This is a genomic window from Bacillus sp. M5A3_1b, assembly GCF_053345335.1.
Map to the genome: position 1 here is coordinate 75,148 of NZ_JBKEZY010000010.1, position 25,198 is coordinate 100,345.

The 25,198-nt window shown below is 32.5% G+C and carries 18 protein-coding genes and 4 pseudogenes; 15 read left to right on the top strand and 7 right to left on the bottom strand.

Going from position 1 to position 25,198, the window contains the following annotated elements; genetic code table 11:
- Positions 1 to 41 precede the first annotated feature (41 nt).
- Together ACLBWW_RS22995 and ACLBWW_RS23000 are read right to left on the bottom strand one after the other, a co-directional pair.
- Positions 42 to 1,742 (bottom strand): pyruvate oxidase, encoded by a 1,701-nt coding sequence (locus tag ACLBWW_RS22995; RefSeq protein ID WP_098076253.1) that lies wholly within the window; start codon positions 1,740 to 1,742, stop codon positions 42 to 44.
- Between the two features lie 82 nt (positions 1,743 to 1,824).
- Entirely contained in the window at positions 1,825 to 2,562 is a 738-nt protein-coding gene (locus tag ACLBWW_RS23000; RefSeq protein ID WP_060488710.1) for a ZIP family metal transporter, read from the bottom strand.
- 135 nt (positions 2,563 to 2,697) lie between these two features.
- Here ACLBWW_RS23000 and ACLBWW_RS23005 point away from each other — a divergent pair, with 135 nt between their 5' ends.
- From ACLBWW_RS23005 to ACLBWW_RS23015, 3 genes are all read left to right on the top strand, one after another.
- On the top strand, positions 2,698 to 3,486 hold the full coding sequence (locus ACLBWW_RS23005; RefSeq protein ID WP_098076251.1) for a class I SAM-dependent methyltransferase: 789 nt from the start codon (positions 2,698 to 2,700) through the stop codon (positions 3,484 to 3,486).
- Positions 3,487 to 3,534: 48 nt separating this feature from the next.
- Positions 3,535 to 4,164 (top strand): immunity protein Imm33 domain-containing protein, encoded by a 630-nt coding sequence (locus ACLBWW_RS23010; protein ID WP_048546715.1) that lies wholly within the window; start codon positions 3,535 to 3,537, stop codon positions 4,162 to 4,164.
- Between the two features lie 112 nt (positions 4,165 to 4,276).
- On the top strand, positions 4,277 to 5,143 hold the full coding sequence (locus tag ACLBWW_RS23015) for an MBL fold metallo-hydrolase (RefSeq protein WP_098122509.1): 867 nt from the start codon (positions 4,277 to 4,279) through the stop codon (positions 5,141 to 5,143).
- 76 nt (positions 5,144 to 5,219) lie between these two features.
- Here the strand turns inward: ACLBWW_RS23015 and ACLBWW_RS23020 are convergent, their stop codons facing one another.
- From ACLBWW_RS23020 to ACLBWW_RS23030, 3 genes are all read right to left on the bottom strand, one after another.
- Entirely contained in the window at positions 5,220 to 5,870 is a 651-nt protein-coding gene (locus ACLBWW_RS23020; protein WP_098681577.1) for an SMI1/KNR4 family protein, read from the bottom strand.
- A 136-nt stretch (positions 5,871 to 6,006) separates the two neighbouring features.
- Positions 6,007 to 6,948 (bottom strand): nucleoside hydrolase, encoded by a 942-nt coding sequence (locus tag ACLBWW_RS23025; RefSeq protein WP_098132191.1) that lies wholly within the window; start codon positions 6,946 to 6,948, stop codon positions 6,007 to 6,009.
- Between the two features lie 33 nt (positions 6,949 to 6,981).
- Positions 6,982 to 7,584: a DUF2441 domain-containing protein gene (locus tag ACLBWW_RS23030; protein ID WP_447614262.1), complete on the bottom strand. Its 603-nt coding sequence runs from the start codon at positions 7,582 to 7,584 to the stop codon at positions 6,982 to 6,984.
- A 210-nt stretch (positions 7,585 to 7,794) separates the two neighbouring features.
- Between ACLBWW_RS23030 and ACLBWW_RS23035 the strand changes: the two genes are divergently transcribed.
- The 4 genes and pseudogenes from ACLBWW_RS23035 to ACLBWW_RS23050 all read left to right on the top strand — a co-directional run bounded on the left by ACLBWW_RS23035 (position 7,795) and on the right by ACLBWW_RS23050 (position 10,080).
- A complete protein-coding gene (locus ACLBWW_RS23035) occupies positions 7,795 to 8,280 on the top strand; it encodes a DUF2798 domain-containing protein (RefSeq protein ID WP_098049369.1) in 486 nt (161 codons plus the stop codon).
- Positions 8,281 to 8,452: 172 nt separating this feature from the next.
- Positions 8,453 to 8,878, top strand: a pseudogene (locus ACLBWW_RS23040) (DMT family transporter).
- Between the two features lie 19 nt (positions 8,879 to 8,897).
- The gene (locus tag ACLBWW_RS23045; RefSeq protein ID WP_447614263.1) at positions 8,898 to 9,590 is read left to right on the top strand and encodes a Crp/Fnr family transcriptional regulator; all 693 of its coding nucleotides are present in this window, start codon (positions 8,898 to 8,900) and stop codon (positions 9,588 to 9,590) included.
- A 19-nt stretch (positions 9,591 to 9,609) separates the two neighbouring features.
- Positions 9,610 to 10,080, top strand: a pseudogene (locus ACLBWW_RS23050) (DMT family transporter).
- 860 nt (positions 10,081 to 10,940) lie between these two features.
- On the opposite strand, the gene ACLBWW_RS23055 reads toward ACLBWW_RS23050, so the two are convergent.
- Entirely contained in the window at positions 10,941 to 11,156 is a 216-nt protein-coding gene (locus tag ACLBWW_RS23055) for a hypothetical protein (protein ID WP_165775585.1), read from the bottom strand.
- Positions 11,157 to 11,336: 180 nt separating this feature from the next.
- Here ACLBWW_RS23055 and ACLBWW_RS23060 point away from each other — a divergent pair, with 180 nt between their 5' ends.
- The 5 genes from ACLBWW_RS23060 (at position 11,337) to hblB (ending at position 19,234) form a co-directional block, all read left to right on the top strand.
- Complete coding sequence (locus ACLBWW_RS23060; RefSeq protein WP_048546728.1) at positions 11,337 to 12,566, top strand: helix-turn-helix domain-containing protein; 1,230 nt, start codon at positions 11,337 to 11,339, stop codon at positions 12,564 to 12,566.
- A gap of 1,179 nt (positions 12,567 to 13,745) precedes the next feature.
- Complete coding sequence (hblC, locus tag ACLBWW_RS23065) at positions 13,746 to 15,065, top strand: hemolytic enterotoxin HBL lytic component L2 (RefSeq protein WP_447614264.1); 1,320 nt, start codon at positions 13,746 to 13,748, stop codon at positions 15,063 to 15,065.
- 61 nt (positions 15,066 to 15,126) lie between these two features.
- Complete coding sequence (hblD, locus tag ACLBWW_RS23070; RefSeq protein ID WP_098049371.1) at positions 15,127 to 16,347, top strand: hemolytic enterotoxin HBL lytic component L1; 1,221 nt, start codon at positions 15,127 to 15,129, stop codon at positions 16,345 to 16,347.
- 36 nt (positions 16,348 to 16,383) lie between these two features.
- Entirely contained in the window at positions 16,384 to 17,511 is a 1,128-nt protein-coding gene (hblA, locus tag ACLBWW_RS23075; protein ID WP_098132187.1) for a hemolysin BL binding component B, read from the top strand.
- 325 nt (positions 17,512 to 17,836) lie between these two features.
- Positions 17,837 to 19,234 (top strand): hemolysin BL regulatory component HblB, encoded by a 1,398-nt coding sequence (hblB, locus tag ACLBWW_RS23080; protein ID WP_262721031.1) that lies wholly within the window; start codon positions 17,837 to 17,839, stop codon positions 19,232 to 19,234.
- Positions 19,235 to 19,421: 187 nt separating this feature from the next.
- Here hblB and ACLBWW_RS23085 read toward each other — a convergent pair.
- Positions 19,422 to 19,598 (bottom strand): annotated as a pseudogene (locus ACLBWW_RS23085) (IS6 family transposase); the annotation flags it as partial.
- A gap of 479 nt (positions 19,599 to 20,077) precedes the next feature.
- Between ACLBWW_RS23085 and ACLBWW_RS23090 the strand changes: the two are divergent.
- The 3 genes and pseudogenes from ACLBWW_RS23090 (at position 20,078) to ACLBWW_RS23100 (ending at position 25,143) form a co-directional block, all read left to right on the top strand.
- Positions 20,078 to 21,892, top strand: coding sequence for an acyltransferase family protein (locus tag ACLBWW_RS23090; protein WP_048546738.1), 1,815 nt, complete (start codon positions 20,078 to 20,080; stop codon positions 21,890 to 21,892).
- A gap of 325 nt (positions 21,893 to 22,217) precedes the next feature.
- Positions 22,218 to 22,469 (top strand): annotated as a pseudogene (locus ACLBWW_RS23095) (hypothetical protein); the annotation flags it as partial.
- Positions 22,470 to 22,737: 268 nt separating this feature from the next.
- Positions 22,738 to 25,143 carry a PAS domain S-box protein gene (locus tag ACLBWW_RS23100; RefSeq protein ID WP_447614265.1) on the top strand — a complete coding sequence of 802 codons (2,406 nt, stop codon included), beginning with the start codon at positions 22,738 to 22,740 and terminating at the stop codon, positions 25,141 to 25,143.
- Positions 25,144 to 25,198 lie beyond the last annotated feature (55 nt).

Consider the following 25,198-nt stretch of genomic DNA (forward strand, 5'->3'; position numbering starts at 1 on the left):
AAAGATAGCTGAAGACAAATTGTTTTCAGCTATCTTTTTGTTTAAAGTGGTGGTAAATCAATCTTACCTTCTTCAAATAATTCTTTTATCATATGCTTCGTATAACCAGCGGCTTGACCAAAGGTGATTTTTGCTGGCATTGGTGCTTCATTTACATCTACAACTACATCAATAATACACGGACTATTTTGTTTTACCGCACTTTCGAAAGCAGGAAGTAGTTCATCTAAATTCTCAACACGGTATCCAATACCTCCGCACGCCTCTGCGTATTTTGCAAAATCAGGGTTTGTTAAGTCTGTACCAAATTCGATATTCCCCATAACTTCTTGTTCGAATTTAATCATGGCGATTTTATTATTGTTTAAAACGACGACAACGATGGGTAGTTTATATTTAACAGCTGTTACGAAATCGTTCATTGTCATTCCAAAACCACCGTCACCACAAACCGCAAATACTTGTTTATCCGGGAAAGCAATTTTTCCAGCAAGTGCACCAGGTAAACCGCAGCCAAGTGTTGCGAGCCAGCTAGAAATAATAAATTGCTGATTTGTCATACGAAAGTGCCTTGCTGTCCATACTGTTACATTTCCGACATCGACTGATAATATTGCATCATCATGAGCTACTTGTTGCAGTGCATGCATAACGCGTTGTGGTTTAATTGGAGTAGAAGAATCTTCTTCTTGATTGTGTAATTTTTCTTCCCACTTTTTCATCATTTCTTGGTGATGCTCTAAGAAGGAATGGTCCTCGTGTTTTTCTACATTTTCAATTAACCATTTTAATGTTTTATCAGCATCACCAGCTAAGCCAATATCTGTTACGTAACGTTTTCCTATTTGGGCAGGATCAGTATCGATATGAATTGTTTTTGCTTTTTCGGGCAAGAAACCTGTGAACGGATAGGATGTACCAATCATAATTAAAGTATCCGCATGTTTCATTGCTTCATAAGAAGGTTTCGTTCCAATTAATCCTAATCCACCGATACAAAGTGGATGTTCATCAGGAATAATTCCTTTAGCTGGCAATGTAAGTACGATTGGAGCACCAATATGTTCTGCGAAAGTAAGTAAAGATTCTCTCGCATGTTTCGCACCCTTTCCAGCTAAAATAACAGGCTTTTTCGCTTCATTTATTGCGAGTTTAGCAGCATGTAAATCTTCTTCTTGCGGAAATAATTCAGGTAATGTAAAAGAAGTATTTGTAACACGAGCACCACTTTTTACTTCGAATTTCGGAACATCATCTGGAATCGTAAGAACAGATACACCTTTTTTCGTATAAGCCATTCGAATCGCTTGATTCACGACAGTAGGCAACTGTTCTGCTGACATAATACGCTGGTTATATACCGCAACATCATCGAATAATCTTTCTAAGTTTACTTCTTGGAAAAAATCCGTCCCGAGTAAATCTGTTTCTACTTGACCTGAAATTGCTAGAACAGGGGCTTTATCGAGTTTAGCATCATATAAACCATTTAATAAATGAATAGCACCGGGCCCTGCGATTGCCATACAAACGCCGAGTTTCCCTGTTAATTTCGCATAGGCAGCTGCTGCTAGTGCACCAGCTTCTTCATGGCGCACTTGAATAAATTTGATTTTATCTTGTTTTTTTCGTAAAGCTTCAATTATAGAATTGATGGAATCTCCAGGCATTCCGTATATATGTTCTACTCCCCAGTCAATTAAAAGGTCAACTAGAGCTTCACCGGCTGTTTTCCCAAACATAATTTTTCCTCCTTATAATTAGGTAGATACTATTATGTTTTGGAGAAAAAGGAAAAATATACAGATGATTATATTATTATCTTTAATGATGACCAGCGAATAGCGTAAATACTGCTATTAGTAAAAAACCACTAGTTGCCCATGTTAAAAATGAAAGGAAAGAGAGCTGTTTCTTTGCTTTCCAAAGCATTTCATGAATTGTAACATAGCCAAGGGAACCGATAGCACTTCCCATAATGAGCCCTTGTAGATGAAGAGCTTTTCCTTCCATCAAAATGCCAAAAACAGTACCGGTACCGAGAATAAGTGAAAGTAATAAAGTTGTTAGTAAAAATGAAATATATTTATGCTTTGTAAAGAGAAAGGGGATAATTAAAGCTAATCCTTCAGGAATATGGTGAACAACGATTGCTATTAAAAAAGGAACTGCAGATTCAGCATGATTAATAAAAGCTGTACCTAAAGCAAATCCACTTGGCAAATTATGAATAAATATAGCAAAAGAAAGAAAAAGGAAAGTTTGCCACGCTTGTTGATCTTTTTTATGTATCATTGGATGGTGACAATAGTTATCTAATAAGCTCATAACTAAAATACCGATAGCTATACCAAGTATAGGCCCAATTATTTCATAGCTTGCAAATGTTTCAGGAATAATTTCAAGGGATAAAAGGCCAAGCAAAATTCCGCCACATAATGCATATAAACGATGCATTTTTTCTTCAATTAGTTGGCGCGTAGCAATGCCGACAGCACCGCCTAATAGTAATCCACCGAATGAAAAAAATGTAACTATCATAGGAATCCATAATCGTTCCATCGTATCACACTCCGATTCTTCCACTTATTTTTAGCTTACGAAAAGGAAAGTTAGATTAGTCCAAGTAATTGTGTTTGATTATAGAGAAAAAACTAATAATTCGTTATAATTTATATATTAAACTTAAGTGGAAATATGAAATGGGGAATACGTTTGCAAACAAAATGGAGTCTATCTGAATACGAAAATCCAAAACGATATGATATAGAAAATAAAAGTCTGTCAGATTTTCCGTTCTTACTATCATGGGCACAAAAACTAAATATACAAAATGAATGGATTCTAGATATTGCCTGCGGAACAGGAAGGGTTACAATTCCATTTATAGAAAACGGATATCAAATGATTGGTGTAGATATACATGAAGGTATGCTTGCTGAAGCAAAGACAAAAACTACGGATTGTAAGAAGGTAAAATGGTTACAACAAGACTGTTTACAATTAAGCATGAATGAAACAATTCCGTTAGCATTTATGGTGGGGCACGGATTCCAGCATTTCCTTACGAATACAGATCAAGATCAGTTATTAACATCTATTCATGACGTATTAGCTGACAATGGTATATTTATATTCGATACACGTTTTCCTTCAAAAGAAGAATTAATACAGCCCTCTACAGAAGAATATTGGACAACTATTAGTGATGAAAAGGGAAGAAAATGTGATTTATATACTGAAATGACATACGATTCAATTCAGCAAATACAGCACTACATAACAACAAGAAGGTTTTATGAGGGGGATACTCTAGTAGAGGAAATAAAAACAGCGATAGATCTTCGCTATACGTATCCACAGGAGTTAGAAAGATTATTAGTAGTGAATGGTTTTGAATTATTACATATATATAATGATTGGGAAGGAAATGAGTTAGGGGAAGACTGCTATTCTATGGTAGTAGTTTGTCGGAAGAAAAAATAGTGTTATTTTTAAAATATGAGTGTGAAAAGCTTTTAAGGAGAGAAAAAGATGACTTGGTACTTAGATAATGTTTATGAAATAAATAAAGAAGCGCCCTATACATTCTATCTTCCTAGCTCAGAAGTTTTGGAGAAATTAAAGGTTGGAGATTTGGTAAAGTTAATTTTTGTAACTAAAATCGAAGACGAAGATGGGTTTCATGGTGAACGAATGTGGGTGGAAATCACTGAAAGAAATGAGAAAAAGTTTGTAGGGGAACTGATCAATGATCCATATCGTTTAGATTTAAAAATAGGTGATAAAATTTCATTTGGAATTGAAAATATATGTGATACGGAATATAATGATCCAGCTTCAAAAGATTGGGACTTTTATTTTGATACGAAGGTAATTGTTAGTGATGATGTACTTGAAAAAAGAGAATTTAACTTTATGCTTAAAGAGGATTCAAGAGAAGAAGGTGACTCTGGTTGGTCAATATTGAGTGGTTATGAAAGTGATGACTATGTCAATAATCCTAAAAACTTTCAAATTATTTCAATTGGAGTCATTTTGAATATAGATGATTCTATTTTACACTTTATTGAGGAACCAGCTTTATGTGCATATGAAAGAAATGATGAAGGTAGATTCTATAAAATTGAAGACTATGATTGGGATGCTTATTTAAATGGATAGATGAAATTACTATGTTCTAAAGAAAGCGATATATATTATTTCATGCTATGTGCTGGATGAAGGTTTTACAGATTATAATTGAAGAGAATAGTAGTAAATGGAGGAGCTAATTATGCAGCAAATTAAAAAAATAGGAAACTCATTTTGGTATATGACACCTGTTTCTGAAACAGATAGACCTATATTAGGAATGGTCGTTGGACAAGAAAAAACTTTAATGATTGATGCAGGGAATTCAGAAGAACATGCACAATTATTTTTAGAAATGCTAAAAGAACAGAATGGATCAAGTCCTGATTTCGTAGCATTAACGCATTGGCACTGGGATCATATTTTTGGATTGCCTGTATTACAAGATGCATTAACTATTGCGCATGCAGAAACAAAGAAAGAAATGCAGCCACTAGTATCTTATGAATGGACAGATGAAGCGTTGGACGCACGTGTAAAAGAGGGTACTGAAATTGCATTTTGTGCGGATTGCATCAAAAAAGAGTTTGAAGAAAAAGAGAGGAATATTAAAATTATTCCTCCAACCTTAACGTTCCAGGATCAAATTGAATTAGACCTTGGTGAAGTGACATGCGTGTTAAAACATGTCGGCGGAGATCATGCACATGATTCAGTTGTTATTTACGTGAAAGAGGAAAAGATATTATTTTTAGGAGACTGTATATATGCAGATATCTTTTCTTCAAAGTGGAACTATACGACGCAACGAACGTTTAAATTAATAGAAGAGTTGGAGTCGTTTGATGCTGAAACATATATTCTTTCTCATGGGACAGCTATAAGTCGGGATGAATTTTTACAAGAGCTGTATTTGCTAAAAACAGTAGGAACATATACAGAAGCTCATAAAGGCGATGAAGAGAATATAAAGGAAGCGTATAAACGAGACGTAAATAGAGAATTAAATGAAGATGAAATAGAAACAATAACGTTTTTTGTAAATGGTTATGAAATGAATAAGCAGTAAAGACACTACATTAATCAAATATAATTAAACTGCACAAAAAGAGTATTGAAATTTAATTCAATACTCTTTTCAATAGTTAAATATTAAGTTTTAACCAATTTCTAAATTTTTTGGCGGGCTCATCATCTGAATTTATACCACTATCAAAACGGGTAGTGAAAGGTAACCACTGCCAATCCTCACATCCCACAAAAGCTACTCTTGACCAATTATCAATAAATTCAATGAAATTATTCGCGATTATATATCCATGTCCTTCCCCATTGTCGTGACTTAGATAAATTACCGGTGCATCTATATCATTTTTCATATCAAATGCTAAATAATCTCCATTTCCCACTTCACAAAATGCTAATTTGTTATGCCATACTACATCATATTCATCTTCAGGATTTGGAAAAACTGTGTCAATCCAATCTTTTCGTTCTTTTTCAAACTCAAAAAGATTTTCTAAACTCCAGTGAGGTGTTCCACAAAAAATTTCACTGAATTCATTTGGTATCTCCATATCGTCAGGTAAAAACCAGCGTAAGCTAAAATTTCCTGAGAACTCTAAAAGTACTTTTTTGAAACTATTTGGTAATATAACACCAAGTTTTTCTTCTACTTGGATTATCTTTTCAAGAGAAGATGGTTCATCTATACAAACTTCTTGAACTTCACCGCCTATTTCTTTAATTCTAGAAGTTATTATTTCTATTCTTTCTTTTAGTAACTCGTAATCCATCTTATCACCCCATGTTATATTAATTAAAGTATATCATTCTTAATATATTTTTCGCTTGGGTTTCTAACTTTTAGAAGTGATTTCTTAGAATATATGTATTGTAATCTTAAAAGTTATTTTTCGTAAAATTGAGGTTTCAAGTAGCGACTTTTTTTGCTAATTTAGTAATATATTCAAAGAATACATCACGTTTTACATCATAAACGACATTTACAGGTCGTCCATCAACAGTTTCCATTGTACGCCCCTGGCTAGGTCCATTTGTATGAACAATACTATTAATTGTTTGTAATTTTGCAAGATCAGATTTTCCTACAAACGCAGCAGTTAATACATCCCATAAATAGTAAGTAGAGTTCGTTGAGAAGTGAACGAGAGGAGGGACCATTGCATAGCATTGACCAAGAAAATCAATTCCAATATATTTTCTCTCTTTTGCCCAACGTTCACGTATGTCTATAGTTAATGGAACTTGGTTTGTACTTTCTAACGTTACTAAGACGATTTCAATTTTTGATTCCCATACACGTGCTACTGCCTCAGGATCCCAAAATGAATTCCACTCAGCTGTTCCATCATGTTCTGGTTCATGTACATTGCCGGCAGTACGAAATGTGCCTCCCATCCAAATAAGACGTTCAATTTTTTCTTTGATTACTGGTGCTTCATATAGTGCACGCGCTAAATCGGTAAGAGGACCCGTGAATAATAAAGTTGTTTTCTCTTCAGTTTGTAGTAAAATTTCAATTAAATGATGATGTGCAGGTTTTTCTGCTACGGGTGTTACAACTTTTCCAGACTCATTTAAAATTGGTAAAGCATCTACATAAAATGCATGCATCCGCCAATCTTTTGGAAATGGATTTTTGGCACGGGAATTTGATGCGGCTACTTCAATATTTCCTTTGCCGAAGCGATCAATAATTTTGCGACTTGCAGACATTGCTGGTTCTAAATAGCAATCTGCAGGGATAACTGAAACCCCTGTAAGTTTGACATTATCCATCTGAAGTAATAAAAATAGTGAAATTAAATCATCTATACCACCATCATGATTGAAGTACACTTTTTTCATCATTGTAATCTCCATCCTATATGATTTAGTTAGGAACTAAATATAAACTTCGGAAAAATCATCAATAATTTCCATCACTTCAATTTTTCCATTGATTAGTAATTCAGGAAGTTCATTACTGACGTTTCCTTTCCAATACTCTCTAGCTTGTTCAATTTTTTGAGAGAAAGGAATACCGTCTTCTTTCGGTAAAAGATTTCCGTTGCCTTCAAAACAATTTCCTATCACTCGTAGTTTAACAATTTGCAAAACTTCTCGATTATAGGAATCAAATAATGCTTTCCATTTCAAAGCATCTTCATAGCTCCTTGCAGCATATAAACAAGACAATCTTGACGGATAATCAGGATACTCTTGTAGCCTAACCATCTCCACAATTGTTTCTCTAACGGCTCTAATTGTTTGATCCATATAATCCATAATTACTGTAGTATTTTCATTCTTTATATGTAATTCTTCATTTGTATAATGTTCTTTTAAAATTTGGATTGCATCTTTACCGTTAGAATTTAAATGTTCTCTTTCAAAAAAGAAATGAAATAGGGTATTCTTTTGATTTTTATCGAAATGCATGATTTGTCCAATCTTCATTTTTTTCTTTGTTACGATGTGATATGCGCAAAACTCTTGTTCATACATAGTTATCCTCCTAGTAGTAATGTAATTCAATGTTACATTTAATAATTCAACATTGAAATATATAAAACCTTTATAAGTAAAAGTGCGAATTTGAGCAGAAAGGAAAGAAAATATGATAACGCTTTAAATTTGTTCACAAAATGTTCACTTACGAAGAGGTTTCCATAATCGATATAATGACAAAGACTTAAACAGAAAGGATGATAGAAATTGCCAACAACAAGAAAGGAAAACCTCCAGTTTGGTATGATGATGTGCCTTGGGATGGTTATTGTAATGACGTTTTATAATTTATTGATGAACGGAACAGGGGGACAAATTCATATTAAGGAGATCGCATTAGAACTAATAATTGGCTTCATTATTGCACTATTAATTGAAATATGTATCGTTGGACCTTGTGCGAAAAAACTTGTATTCATGTTACCGTTTGATAAATCGAAGAAAATAAATATGATAGTTGCGATGGCGACAGCTATGGTAATTGGAATGGTTTTCTTTATGTCTTTTTACGGAATGGCTATGATGTATTTACATGGTGGACTACAAGGAGACTCATTTGTATCGATGTATTTTTCAATTTTCATTAAAAATTTCATTTTGGCGTATCCATTACAATTAATTATTATGGGGCCACTTGTGCGTTTCTTATTTGGAAAGTTTGTTATGAAGAATAAACCTGTTAATATAGCGTAGTTATAAATATTATATAACGATAAAACAATAAAAACACATCTCAAATATTTTGAGTTGTGTTTTTTATTGTTCATTTGTAGCTATTTTCATACTGATGTGACATTTGTCCTTTTGCTTTTATAGGATCATAGCTTTTAATTAAGTCAGAAATAGAAGATTAGGAGATGATTTTTTGAAAGGCGTTGTATTTGCTATTTTAGCTGGCGTATTTATTACACTTCAAGGTACATTTAATGCGAAACTTAGTTCACATATCGGTATATGGTCAACGAGTATTATTACGCATTTCATTGGATTCCTTATTGCAACAACAATATTTTTGTTAAAGAAAGAAGAGAAAATAGCGGATTTATAGGATGTGAAAAAAATATATTTAGTAGCTGGTGCACTTGGCGGGTTAATTATTTGTGCGGAAACAGTAGCGATACATGCAATGGGAGTTACATTAACAGCTGGAACACTCATGGTTGCTCAATTATTAACAGCAAATCTAATTGAAATGAAGGGATTATTTCAAATAAAAAAGATACAGATGGAGAGATATCATATTGTGGGAACAATAGTAATGATTATAGGTATTGCTGTATTTAATATGTAAATGAAAGGAGGAAATGAAAATGGAGAATAGATCAGATTTAATTATCCATTATTTGAAAACTAATAAAATGCTTGAAATTTTTTCAGAGATAGATACAGCTTATTTTCAAGTAAATCATTTTGAAAAAGGCGAGCTTATTTGCAATATAGATGACGCAATGGATCGTTTATATTTTGTTGTTAAAGGTAAAGTAAAAGTTTATACGATTACACCAGAGGGAAAGAAACTGATCCTTCGTTTTATCAATCCATTGGCAGTTGTTGGTGATATTGAATTAATACAAGATAGCAAAGCGCATCATGTCGTTGAAGCTTGTTCAGATGTTATAGCCATCTCTATTTCTCATGCTGTAATTAGAAGTAAGTTATTACATGATCCTATATTTATGAACTTCTTGCTTGAAAACATTGCAAACACATTAAAAATATCGACTCGTTTTACAGCACTTAATTTACTTTATCCAGTAGAACTACGTGTAGCTAGTTATTTACTTTCTATTTCTACTGATAGTAACGGGACTATGTATAAAAAAGATTTGGATGCAACTTCGATATCAAGTATTGCGGATTTTATAGGAGTAAGTTATCGGCACGTAATTCGGGTGTTACAAAAATTTTCTAAAGAAAAATTAATTGAAAAGAGAAATGGAGTTATTGTAATTAAAGACTTTTTTAAAATGAAGGAAGTTGCTAAAGATAATATTTATGAGTAATGAAAGGGAGAGGAAGATTTTGATTGGATTTACTTTAGCTATATTAGCAGGAATATTAATTAGCTTACAATCTGTTTTTAATACGAAAGTGAATGAAAATGTAGGGCAGTAGTTAACAACTACATGTGTTCTTGGAATAGGTCTTATAAGTTCAGTGCTATTTTATATCATTACAGAGAAAAGTATAAGCGTTAATTTTTACACTACAAATTATTTGTTTTATGTAAGTGGGTTGTTTGGTATCGGATTAATTATTTGTATAATGGGTGCAATAAAGAGTTTAGGTCCAGCGTATACGGTGTTAATTAGTCTTATTACACAATTAGTTGTTGCATTATGTATTGATACATTCGGATTGTTTGGAATGGAGAGCGTTCCAATACAAATAAATAAATTAGTTGGAATAGGTGTATTAATTGTAGGGGTAGGAATTTTTAAAAATCTATTTTCGAATAAGAAAGCTATTCATATAAACAAGGATAGGGTCTAAAGAATTTAAAGGAAAAAGGTGTTAATGATTAGAATAATTACACTTAGCTCGAATGGCTGAGGAACAATTAACTGGCCAATATAGATTAGACTAAGTTAAAGAAATGAAAAAAGAAACTCTATATATAATGGGTTCTTTTTTTACATAAATTTCAAGATTTTTGATGGTGAACTAGAAAAACGGCTTCTCAAATCCTTTTAAAATGATTCTTTAAAGTGAAGTTAATACCATAGGTATCATTAGAGGGAAAACCTCATATGAGTAGTCAGAGGGTGTTTAAATAGCATTTCGTTTTTAATTATAGTATTTAATAAACTATAATACAACTTCATTTAAAGGCATTTTGATTCTTAATTAAAAATAAAGTGGAAAATTAAGAATATGTTGATGTGGTGCGGTATTAAAGCTAGGTAGCATAAAGATTAATAATACAAAGATGAACAACATATAAATAAAGTTTATTCATATGTTCTATCTCCTCTGCAATTCCTAGTATTTTTGAAATCTATATATTTCTTCCTCATTTGTGGAAAATAAAACTAATGTTGGGACCAGTAATATTGTGGGGATTAGATACAAATAGTTGTCCTTATATCGCCAGAATTTTAAATATTCCATTCGTTTTTATGTTTTCTTTTTTTATTTTTGTACTGATGATAAGATTCTTCTCTCAATTAGATCTTTAAATAACGTAGACCTATTTGGTGCTTGAATTTCTTCCAACGTGTACTTTCCGAAGCATAGTGGTTCATAAATAGTCTTATCATTGTCCTCTGTTGTTAATTTCCCGACTTTTTGTTATCTTTGTCTAAAATTTGAAACACAGTAGGTTTTCAGTTTTACATTTAAATTAGCATTATCTATTTTTGGAATTCAATTTGTACAAGTAATTGAATTGAAATTTTGATTGTTGGTTCTTGCGGTAGTACAGTATCTCCTGTTACTTTCGCTGTATTTTGAATCTTTTTTTCCAGCTTGGTCCTGGCATTGAGTACCACTGTATTTTGTATGTTCTTCACTGTTTTCTCAAGTGTAATGATTAGATCTTGTAGAATTAAGAAATGACCTTCGTTCATTTCATTTTCTTAGCTACTCTGATATTTAGATGCTAACTACAATTAAATAATATATGATTTTTATAAAAAAGATATAGTAATATTTTGTTGTGAATTGTACTAATTTGATATTTTATAGTATTATTTGTCGTGAATTATATATAACAGAATATATTTTATGGATCTATAAAGGAGAATACAATGAATACTTCCATCGATATACAACACTTATGTGATCTTGCACATAAAGCATTTAATGCCCCTGTGCATATTTTATCTGCAGACAGAAAAATTTTATATCATTCTACATCTGATAATCTTTGTAGTCCTTTTTATTCTTCAAAAGAAGAACATCTTACTGATATTTATCAAGAAAACGATCCCTGTAACTTGCCAATTTTCCGAAGTAACAACTATCTTGAAAATTTTGTTCTAATTCATATAGAAAATCATGATGATATTAAAGGGACTATTATAATCGGTCCTACTATACATCTAAAAGATTCAGATGATATGATTATAAAATTTCAGAAAGAATTTAAATCAAATGATAACATTCAAGAAAGACTTGCCTATTATCAGTGTTTATCTGAGATTAAAAAAACTACATTAATTGATATGGGAATTTTATTACATTACATGATTTTCAATGAAAAGTTAGATGTAGATATTGTCTTGGAAAAAAATAAAGTACTAGAGGAAGTTCCTAATAAAATTGTGAAACCTGATTTATATATTTTAAAACGCCGACAAAATAAACCTAGAACGCACAATATGGCATTAGTAAATGATTTCTTTTCGACTATCAAAGAAGGAAATAAAAAAAAGTTAATACAGTATATGTATGCGGTTTCGCAAGAAGATGTTGAACTTATGCTAATAGAGGATCCGCTCAGGAATCAAAAAAACCTTGGAATTATTGCGATTACCTTAGCCACTCGATATGCAATAGAAGGAAACCTGCCACCAGATATTGCTTTTGCTCATAGTATTTTATATATACAAACCCTAGAACAATTAGATAATGTAGAATCTGTAAAGCGATTGTCAGGGGACGCTTTACGTACCTTTGCAGATCGTGTGAAAGAATACAATGCAAAAAAGTATTCTTACGCGGTTACTACATGTATAAAACATATTAATAAAAATGTTTACGATGGAATATCTCTGAATGAACTTGCTAATCATTTAGAAATTACGCCTACTTATCTGTCTAAACTATTTAAAAAAGAAATGGGAATTACTTTAAGCGAATATATTCAAAGGGAACGAGTGGAAGAAGCAAAAAAATTATTAACACTCACTACTTATTCGTTATCAGATATCTGTGCGTGGCTTAACTTTAATGACCAAAGTTATTTTATAAGAGTTTTCAAAAAAATCACTAGTATGACTCCTAGGCAGTACCGTGAAAAATATACAGTAATATAAGCTTGTTATCTGCTGTCTCCAATGTAAAGACTTAAACATGGGTATAAGTATCCCAAAAAATGAAAATTCACTAACCATTATTTTGCTAAAGGAAACAAAAAGATAGAAGGCTGCAAAGTGCTCCAAGGAAACTTTGCAGCTTTTTTGTAATTTAAAACCTATGTTTATAACGATGATAAGTTTATAGACTAATATCTTCATACTGAATATTTGTTAATAATGATATTAGGATGTTTTGTGAAAAAATCAACAATATAACATATATTACTAAATATATCTACATTTTATGCAATTATACATAACTAAATAAAGGTAAAAAAGTATAAAAAGACCTATTATATTATTCTATAAGTATTTTTTCTAAAATAAAATTTCTTGGTTGATCTAAAATAGTTATTTTTTAACCGTATCCACATTAATTTGTAATCATTACAATTACAGAAATGAAATTTACGAATAATTATATTTATATAATTTTTTCGGTTCATATTTTTATTTAACAGTAAATTATCGAGCGTAATCGACAAAATTTTTCTATTTACGCATTAAAAATTTAATGTTTTAATGAACAACATAACTGGTATGACCAGACAGAAAGGAGAAGGTTACGCTAATAGGAATTATAGTGAAGTTGTAAGTAACATTATGTCGTTAATAATTTTCTAAAAAGTCAATTTATTAACAAGGGGTCAAGAATCAAATTTGTAATAAACCTGTTCTAAGTTTCTGCATAACAAAAGTGAAGTTATTCCGCAATAAAAGTATAAGCGATGTACAGTATAGTTTCACCTTTTGTAGTCTAGTAAGGAGCTTGCTGATAAAACTAAGAGTAATATTATTAAATTTAAATTAAACAATGTTATGACAAGATTAACTGTAAGCATTAGTTTATTGATTCTCGCGGTTCTGTAAGTTAAACCGTAAACCTAGGGAAGAATTAATAAATTATTACTCATAGGGTGCTTGATTCAAATGTATTTAATAAATTTTTATTATTTATTTTTGAAAAATAGAGTATCGAAATGAGAGATAAATAAAATCCTTACATCCTATTAGAAGTGAAAAATAACGATATTAACCTATCTGAAAGATTTCTCCTTCCTAGCCAGTTTATAAAGAGAGAGGTCGTACAAGTTATATGAATTAAGTTATAAAAACAGTGGTAAAGGAGTGTACGGAATGAAAAATAAAATAATTACAGGATTATTAGTCACATCCATTGTAACTGGAGGAAATATTCCTATCAATACTCTCGCAACACCAATCGTTCAAGCGGAAACTCAACAGGAAGGCATGGATATTTCCTCTTCATTACGAAAATTAGGTGCGCAATCTAAATTAATCCAAACGTATATTGATCAATCTTTAATGAGTCCTAATGTACAGTTAGAGGAAGTCACAGCTTTAAATACAAATCAATTCCTAATTAAACAAGATATGAAGGAATGGTCATCGGAACTCTATCCACAGTTAATTCTATTAAATTCAAAAACTAAAGGATTTGTAACGAAATTTAATAGCTATTACCCGACATTAAAATCGTATGTAGACAATAAAGAAGATAGAGAAGGGTTTTCGGATAGACTTGAAGTTCTTCAAGAAATGGCTATGAAGAATCAAGAAAATGCGCAACGACAAATTAATGAATTAACAGATCTTAAATTACAGCTTGATAAAAAATTAAAAGATTTCGATACTAATGTGACAACTGCGCAAGGCATATTAGGTACAGATGGAACAGGAAAAATAGATCAGTTAAAAAATGAAATATTAAATACCAAAAAAGCAATTCAAAATGATTTACAACAAATTGCATTAATACCAGGAGCTTTAAATGAGCAGGGATTTGCTATATTCAAAGAAGTTTATAGTCTTTCAAAAGAAATTATTGAACCGGCTGCTCAAGCAGGGATGGCAGCGTATAACAAAGGAAAAGAAATTAACAACTCTATTCTAGAAGCGGAGAAAAACGCGGCGCAAGAAGCGACAGAGCAAGGTAAAACTGCTCTAGAGATTGAATCGGCCAAAAAAGCAGCTCGTGAAGCAATTGAGAAAAGCAAACAAGGTGAAATAGCTGCAGCTGCAGCCGCAAAAACGCAAGAATATGACCTGATGAAAGCCATTGATACTGAAAAGATTAAGAAAACATTTGGTGTCTTCGCAGAAGTAAATAAACTAACAGCAGAGCAGCGAGCATATTTAGATGACTTAGAGAAACAAAACCAAAAAATATATGATTTAACAACGAAACTATCAATAGCAGATTTACAAAAATCAATGCTTCTTATTTCACAAAATGATTTGCATACGTTTGCAAATCAAGTAGATGTAGAACTTGACCTACTAAAGCGCTATAAAGAAGATTTGGATCTAATAAAAAATAACATTACAAAATTATCTACTAATGTTGATGCAACTAACGAGCAGTCTCAAAAAGATACATTAAGACAATTAAAAAATGTAATAAGTTACCTTGAAGAACAGGTATATAAATTTTGATATTACGTTTTTGAAAAAACTATAAAGATTATAAGAATCTAGCGAAAGAAGGAGAATAGTTATGAAAAAATTCCCATTCAAAGTGCTAACTTTAGCCACTCTGGCAGCGGTTATAACTGCTACTACTGGTAACACTATTCATGCATTTGCACAAGAAACGATCGCTCAAGAACAAAAAGTAGGCAATTATGCTTTAGGTCCCGAGGGACTGAAGAAAGCATTGGCTGAAACAGGGTCTCATATTCTTGTAATGGATTTGTACGCAAAAACAATGATTAAGCAACCGAATGTAAATTTATCTAATATCGATTTAGGATCAGAAGGAGGGGAGTTGCTCAAAAATATTCACCTTAATCAAGAACTGTCACGAATCAATGCGAATTATTGGTTAGATAAAGCGAAGCCACAGATTCAAAAAACAGCTCGTAATATTGTAAATTACGATGAACAATTTCAAAATTATTACGACACTTTAGTAGATACTGTACAAAAGAAAGATAAGGCAGGTCTAAAAGAGGGCATAAATGATTTAATTACTACAATTAATACAAATTCAAAAGAGGTTACAGATGTAATTAAGATGCTACAAGACTTCAAAGGGAAACTATATCAAAATTCTACAGATTTTAAAAATAATGTTGGTGGTCCAGATGGGAAAGGTGGATTAACTGCAATATTAGCAGGTCAACAGGCAACGATTCCACAACTTCAAGCTGAAATTGAGCAACTTCGTTCTACTCAGAAAAAACATTTTGATGATGTATTAGCATGGTCAATTGGTGGTGGATTGGGAGCAGCTATTTTAGTTATTGCAGCTATTGGAGGAGCAGTTGTAATTGTTGTAACTGGTGGTACAGCAACACCAGCTGTTGTCGGTGGACTTTCAGCTCTTGGAGCAGCTGGTATCGGTCTAGGAACTGCGGCGGGTGTCACGGCATCTAAGCATATGGACTCCTATAACGAAATTTCTAACAAAATCGGAGAGTTAAGTATGAAAGCAGATCGTGCTAATCAAGCAGTTCTTTCGCTTACTAACGCGAAAGAAACATTGGCATATCTATATCAGACTGTAGATCAAGCGATCTTGTCTCTAACAAATATTCAAAAGCAATGGAATACAATGGGCGCAAATTATACAGATTTACTGGATAATATCGATTCTATGCAAGACCACAAATTCTCTTTAATACCGGATGATTTAAAAGCCGCTAAAGAAAGTTGGAATGATATTCATAAAGATGCAGAATTCATTTCAAAAGACATCGCTTTTAAACAGGAATAGAACTGAAAATGAAAACTTATATTGGAGGAATATAAAATGATGAAAAATATCCCGTACAAACTAATCGTTGCATCGGCTCTTTTAACTATGACAGCAACTTCTGTAGTCTCACCAGTAGCAACTTTTGCAAGTGAAATTGAACAAACGAACAATGGAGATACGGCTCTTTCTGCAAATGAAGCGAGAATGAAAGAGACCTTGCAAAAGGCTGGATTATTTGCAAAATCTATGAATGCCTATTCTTATATGCTAATTAAGAATCCTGATGTAAATTTTGAAGGAATTACTATTAATGGATATGTAGATTTACCTGGTAGAATCGTACAAGATCAAAAGAATGCAAGAGCACATGCTGTTACTTGGGACACGAAAGTAAAAAAACAGCTTTTAGATACATTGACTGGTATTGTTGAATATGATACAACGTTCGACAATTATTATGAAACATTGGTTGAGGCGATTAATACAGGGGATGGAGAAACTTTAAAAGAAGGAATTACAGATTTACGAGGTGAAATTCAACAAAATCAAAAGTATGCACAACAACTAATAGAAGAATTAACTAAATTAAGAGACTCTATTGGACACGATGTTAGAGCATTTGGAAGTAATAAAGAGCTCTTGCAGTCAATTTTAAAAAACCAAGGTGCAGATGTTGATGCAGATCAAAAGCGTCTAGAAGAAGTATTAGGATCAGTAAACTATTATAAACAATTAGAATCTGATGGGTTTAATGTAATGAAGGGTGCTATTTTGGGTCTACCGATAATTGGCGGTATTATAGTGGGAGTAGCAAGAGACAACTTAGGTAAGTTAGAGCCTTTATTAGCAGAATTACGTCAGACCGTGGATTATAAAGTAACATTAAATCGTGTAGTTGGAGTTGCTTATAGTAATATTAATGAAATGCACAAGGCACTTGATGATGCTATTAACGCTCTTACTTATATGTCAACGCAGTGGCATGATTTAGATTCTCAATATTCGGGCGTTCTAGGGCATATTGAGAATGCAGCTCAAAAAGCGGATCAAAATAAATTTAAATTCTTAAAACCTAATTTAAATGCAGCGAAAGATAGTTGGAAAACATTAAGAACAGATGCTGTTATATTAAAAGAAGGAATAAAGGAATTAAAAGTGGAAACTGTTACTCCACAAAAATAGGGAAATATTTATTCTGTTGCAAAGTGACCCATAACATAGAGAGTCTATGATTACACTGATAAACAGTAAAGCGGTAATTAATAAATCCTTATATATTAAAAAGGCGGAGTCTCATTAAAGACTTCGCCTTTCACTTATATATAAGTTGTATCCAAATAAAAAGATAGCCATGTAGTTTACTTGTTTTTAAAAATTTGTAACAGAATCGATCAATAGGATACAGGTTATATAGATTTGCTTAATAATATCGAATCTATGCAACAACATCGTCTTTTAATAAGAATAGGACTTGAAATCATACTCTATACAGGAGGAATAAGAAAAGATGAAAAAAAAATCTTATAAAATACTGGCTGTATCAGCATTTTTAATTATGACAACTACCTATGCAGTCACACCAGTAGCAACCTTTGCAATTGAAACTGAACAAACGAACACTGGAGATATGTCTCTTTCAGCAAATGAAGAAAAGATGAAAAAAACTGTACAAGATGCTGGGTTATTTGCAAAAGCTATGAATGAATATTCTTATTTGCTAATTAATAATCCGGATGTGAGTTTTGAAGGGATTTCTATTAATGGATATGCAGATTTACCTAGTAAAATTGTACAGGATCAAAAGAATGCAAGAGCACATGCTGTTACATGGAATACAAAAGTAAAAAAACAGCTTTTAGATACATTGACCGGCATTATTGAATACGATACAAAGTTTGAAAATTATTATGAAACATTAGTAGAGGCGATCAATAATGGAAATGGGGATACTTTAAAAAAGGGGATTACAGATTTAAGGGTGGGGATTCAACGAAACCAAGAGTCTGCAAAAGCATTAATAGAAGAATTAACTAAATTTAAAAACGCTATTGGAGAAGATGTTAGAGTATTTGGAAGCCATAAAGAGACCTTGCAATCGATTTTAAAAAACCAAGGAGCTGATGTAGAGACTGATCAAAAGCGTTTAGATGAAGTTTTAGGACAAGTAAACTATTATAAGAAATTAGAATCTGATGGGTTAATAATGGTGAAAGTCCCTTTTATCCCCACGCTTATTTCTGGTGGCATAATGATAGGTACTGCTAGAGATAATTTAGGTCGATTAGAGCCTGCTTTAGCAGAATTACGTAAAACTGTAGATTATAAAATTACATTAAATCGTGTAGTCGGAGTTGCATTTCATAATATTAGTGATATGCATAGTACGATTGATAGTGCTATTACTGCTCTTACTTATATGTCCACACAATGGGATGATTTAGACTCTCAATATTCGGGCGTACTGGGGCATATTGATAAAGCTGATGAAAAAGCTGATCAAAATAGATATAAATTTTTAAAGCCTAACTTGAATTCAGCTAAAGACAGTTGGAAAACATTAAGAACAGATGTTGTCACATTACTAGAAGGCATAAAAATTGCAGAGAAGAAAGAACAAGATTTTATGAATCTACTTCGTCCATCAAACGTTTTTTACTTTTATAAAAAAATCCATAACGCATACACTTTTGAAATAAAGACTGGAACAAATGCACCAAATGCGTCTTATAAAGTTATGAATTTAACTAAAAACACTGTTCATCATATGTGGAGTGGAGGTGCTAGTACAAACATGTGGGCTGACTGGCTTTCATTCAATCCAAATGATGAATTTGCGGTGGTAGCAGTAATGGATGGAAAAGAATATGTTGTATATAAAGACAAAGTAGAAAATATAATGAACTGAACCCGAAAAAATGCATTAATTGGAGATGGTACACTAAACTAGACACCAAGTTAATTGAAAAATTGACCGGCATATGGCTCCTTATTTCCTAGAACACCTAGCTAAAGCAAAGGAATTCGTACATAGATTAGTTGACATTTATGTAGGTTTCATCCATTTTCAAAGATAGTTTTTCTTTTTTGTTTTATTTTTCAAAAATCACGAATGAAATTTCCGTATTCACGAACTCAGCACATAATGGTTGTTAGATGAATTGACATACCACGTCCCTTTAGAATTTCAGGCATATTACGATAACTTAAAGAAAAAAATAATAGTAGCAAATGGCTACTATTATTTTTCTTAAACTATTTTTCTTTAAAATATCACATCTGTCATGTTCCTTATTTGCTTTCCCAGAATTTATTCTAGTTAAAAAAACCTTGCACCAGAACACATATTGTTCTGATGCAAGGTTCGCTGAAATATAAAATACACGACAGTAAGGGCAAGACATAAAATGTGATTTCAAAAGAAACATATGTATATGTGAAGTAAGGTAAAAGAGGGGCTGCTCATAACCAGTAGCCCTTCTTTATAACGTTATTTTGCAGGGAAATGTTCAAATATACGTTATATATCATATTCCTCTTTTTCGGAAGAGCAACAAGAACATCTAGCTTAAAAATTTTCACAACAGAGCCAGATAACGTGTTAAAGTATTAATTACTGTGCATGTAAAGATAAAAAAGAGCCTTACAAAAAGATGTTTGTAATAGTTTAGCTTATACGATTTTAGGGGATTAATAGCATTTTGTGCCGTTATTATTAACCTAATTTCCAAGAAAAAGAGGTGAATGTAGGATGACTAAACCTTTTAAAAAAAATAGTCGTTATATGGTTGGATTGGACAGTCTAAGGGGCCTAGCTATACTAGGTGTTATTTTGTATCATATTAATTTTAATTGGATGCCTGGAGGATTTTTAGGAGTTACTGTATTTTTTGTACTTTCAGGTTATTTAATTACAGATATTCTAGCCATAGAGTGGAAGAGAAATAAGAGAATTGATTTAAAAAAATTCTGGCTTAGTAGGGCAAGGAGATTGCTTCCAGGAATGCTTGTTATGCTCGTTATAACGTTGGCATGGATTACGGTTTTTCATAGCTCTTTACTTGAAAAAATGCGCGGAGATTCATTAGCGGCATTATTTTATGTTAGTAACTGGTGGTATATTTATCATAAATTATCGTACTTTGATAATTTTAACCAGCTTTCTCCATTGAATCATTTTTGGTCGTTAGCAGTTGAGGAACAATTCTACGTTGTTTGGCCGTTTATTATTAGTTTAGGGCTTTACTACATAAAAAAACAATCCCGTATGATTTTATTAATTTGTCTGGTAGCCGTTGCTTCAGCTTTAGCGATGGCAATTTTGTATGAACCTGGAGCTGATCCGAGCAGAATATATTATGGTACAGATACGAGGGCCTTTTCCTTACTTATCGGAGCGGTACTTGCCTTAGTTTGGCCAAGCAATAGGCTTGCAAATAAAATTATCCCAAAGGCGCGTTTCATTCTTGATGTAGTGGGGGGCATTGCCCTTATTATTATTTTGGTTATGTTTTGGAAAACCAATCAATATGATCCATTTCTATACAAGGGAGGAATGGTTCTCTTATCAATTGCAACAGCATTGTTAGTGGCAAATCTAGCTCATCCAGCTAGTCGTATTGCTCAATTTTTACGATTTAGACCTTTACGTTGGATAGGGATAAGATCGTATGGCATATACCTCTGGCATTATCCAATTCTTACATTGACGACTCCAAAGGTAAATGCTGGGGATTTTTCACTAATAAGAGCAATCCTTCAATTTCTTTTGATTATATTGATTGCGCAAATTTCATGGAAGTTTATTGAAAAACCAATCCGAGAAGGAACGCTCCGGAACATTCAGTTTAAGAATTTAAGAATTCAAAATGTCACTTTAGGTGTTAAGTTAGCTTTAATTTGTACATTATTCGTTTCGTCGATAGCAGTCGTAGGATTATCAAAAGCTAGTAAGGCTAAGGAGAATTCTCAACAAGATAAGGTGGAAGTAGCACAAACACAACCGGCGCCACATCCAGTTGCAGTTTGGGAAAATCCAAATCAAGAGACGCCTCAAAAACAAGGGGAATCAAGAGAAGTAAATTCTGCGCAACCTAAAAGTTCACTCACAGTTACTGCGATAGGCGATTCCGTTATGATTGATATTACTCCGTATTTAAAAAATACTTTTTCTGATATTAGGATTGATGCGCAAATTGGTCGCCAGCTGTCAAAAGCGATTCCGGTAGTTGAACAGTTAAAATATGAAGGGAATTTAGGAAACTATGTCATTATTGGATTAGGTACAAATGGAGCCTTTACTACTGAGCAACTTGTTTCATTAATAAAAGTAATTGGAAACGAACGTAAAATCATATTTATTAATACGAGAGTACCACGTCCGTGGGAATCAATCGTGAATGAGAGACTGAAAGTAACGGCATCTGAATATCCGAATGTAACTCTAGTTGATTGGTATGCAGCAAGTGCTGGAAAGAAAGACTACTTTGCACCTGACGGTGTGCATTTAACCAAAGTAGGTGCAGAAGCATACGCAGCACTTGTAGCCAAAGCGGTGAAGCAATAATTAACTATGTTTTATTAACTTCTGTTGGGTAAGGAAATGGTTCTGAGTATGAGGTGCCACTTTGAGGTTTAATTACAATTCAAAAAAGAATACTATTCATGTTTTTCTAATCTACGATTTAGAGTGGCCTGACTCACTCTTGTAATTTGACATGAAATATAGGCGAACTTGAAAAGAAAGAAAAGGACTAGAAGAGGCTCTGCAGGTGGAAGCACTGCAAATACATTAAAAGAGCAACAAGTAATAAAAAAGTTAATTCAAATCCATAAAGTATAGTTCTAACGAGAATACCAATGACAGATCCTCGTTGGCCCAAAGAAGGCGACTGGGTGAAAATGAAAACTTGCCTTCATGGTAGCCAGCAGAATTGTTTGAAGTATCGAACTCTTTACAACCTTTAGAATGGTATTTTGCGGATCATAAACATAGTAAAGCGACAACAATAGAATATATATGGGGTTATAAAGAATTAGCTTTAAATTATAGACATGCTCTTGGTTTAATAGAAAGGGAGAATAAGGATATTGCAATATTTTTAAAGCGAAAAGCCGAAATTGAGGAATTAGAAGAATTGTAATAGTGAAGGAATTGATTAATTTATAAAAAACGTAGGAATAAAATATTCCTACGTTTTTTGTACATAACATTTAAAAAAACACCTTATTTTTGGGGGATTTGAAGGTTCTAATGGAAGATTTCCTGGTTTTCGATTTGAATCAATATGATACTATTTACATGTACTGTCATGTAGGGAATTATATTTTTTGCACCTAAACTGTTTGTAATAATTGTAGGATTTTCTGTTTTTTTGTCGAATATATCTTTAATGCAAGGAGGGACATTACATGATTATTAAAGACTATTTCATCAATCTTTCTATTTTTTCTTTATTAGTTAGCGCAGCGATATTTATTCAAGTGTTTTTGATTCATTCCAGGCGATATTTCGAAAAATTCTATGGAGGGATTATTGCAGTTACTTTGATGCTCTTTTCTTTTCCATACATGGGATTTTCCTACGATCTTCGAGTTGTTCCTCTTATTCTATCTTTTATTTACTTTGGTCGCATTGCTGGCTGGATTACACTAATTAGCATAATTATAATGCGTATCTTTTTCATTGGTGGGTATTGGGAGCTACCTGTGATTGCATATTTAAGTATGAGTGTTCTATTTTCTACTATTAAAACATATTCTAAAAACCTTCAGCCTTTTAAAAGTGCATCTTTATATTTTTCTGTTTTTGTCGGAATAAAGTGGTTAGTTGGTGTATTCTTTAATACTACGTTACTTTACTCTGGAGGTTTATTATATATAGCGTTAGGACTTTTAATTGGGCTATTTCTTATGGAAGCCTACCAGAGATTATATTATTTAACACAGGACTTATCTAAAATGAATCGGGAATTAAAAAAATCAAAGCAAGAACTTACAGATACCGTACATGAGCTTCAAGGAGGGATTTTTAAATTTAAAAAAGTGGGTAAGCACTTTATACACACTTTATGTGATGGACAATTTTATTATCAAAAAGGATTTTACTCTGAACAGGTGGTAGGGAAAAGCTTACGGACTATTGATGCCTCTATTGTTCCACCACATTTAGTTTCACAATTGATGAAGTATTATCTTCAGGCATGGGAAGGGAAAGAAATTATATTCGAATTACCCTGGCCAGATGATAAAACAATTATTCTTATTGCACTTAGGCCGATTAAACGAAATGGACAAGTTATTGAAGTTGTTGGTTCTACAGTCGATATAACCGAAAGAAAAAAGGTAGAATCAGAATTAAGAGCTACCAAAGAATTACTAGAATCATTTATAAAGCATAATGTAGATGCTATTACCATTTCTGATCGAGAAGGGCATATTTTACAAGCAAATAAAGCTTATGAAAAGATATTTGGATGGTCATTAGAAGAAATCATAGGTAAGAGATTACCCTGTGTACCAGATTTCTTAATGGAAGAATCACTCAAAAATATCCAGAAAATTCTAACAGGAGAATCCGTAGTTACTAGATTAGAAACTGTTAGACGACGTAACGATGGAAGTCTTCTTGATGTCAGTCTGACAGTTTCTCCTATATTAGACGTAAGAGGAAATATGATAGCTTTATCTGCAATATGTAGAGACATCTCTGAAAGAAAACAAGCAGAAAGAGAGCGACATCGATTACATCAACAATTAAAAGATAGTGAAATGAAGTACCGTGCACTAATCGAACAAGCAACTGATGCAGTATATGTAGTAGAGCTGAATGAAAATTATGTTCCCAGTCGATTCATTGAGGTAAACCCTGTTGGTTGTAAAAGATTTGGATATAGTAGAGATGAGCTGATCTCGTTACCATTTCCAAATGTAGTACCACAAGATTCTAAAATGATTGTAAGGTTGTTAGAAAAAATTAGAGAGGGACAAACTTCCTTCACTTTGCAAGATGAATATGCTTTTCCAACAGGAAAAATAATAAAAACTGAGTTTAGTGTCCGTGTTTTTAACTTAAATGGTAAAAAGGTTTTCCTGAGTATTTCTCGTGATATCACTGAACGGCTAAAAACAGAAGAATTACTACGGAAATCTGAAAAACTTGCTGTCGTAGGACAATTAGCGACTGCAATGGCTCATGAAATTAATAATCCATTAACCGCAATGAAAGGGTTTATGCAATTACTAAAATCAACGGAAACTGAGAATAATCAGGGGTATATAAATATAGTATCATCAGAGATTGAGCGTATAGAAAGTATTACTAATGAATTTATGGCGGTAGCCAAACCACAGGTGTTAAAGATACAACCTAATGATATTAGTGTGCTAATGGATCAAGTTTTAATGCTACTGCAACCTCAAGCAATGATGAATAATATAAAAATTAGAATTGATTTTACACCTGGTATTCCATTGATTCCATGTGAAGGAAATCAATTAAAACAAGTATTTGTTAATATTATAAAAAATGCAATTGAATCCATGCCAACAGGAGGAGAAATTTTGATTCAATTGGATAAACTTGATAATAATCAAATAAGGATTCGCTTTATCGATCAAGGATGTGGGATTCCAAAAGAACGTATACCATATTTAGGAGAACCTTTTTACAGTATTAAGGAAGAGGGAATCGGCTTAGGATTAATGGTATGTTATAAAATTATTGAAACACACCAGGGGAAGGTATTTATTGAGAGTGAAGTGAATAAGGGAACTATAGTTGAAGTCACTCTTCCAATTTGCACACTTCAAAATTAATATATTCTTTTACTGAAATTTTATAAATTAGTAAGCAGTTAGCTTTGGCTAGCTG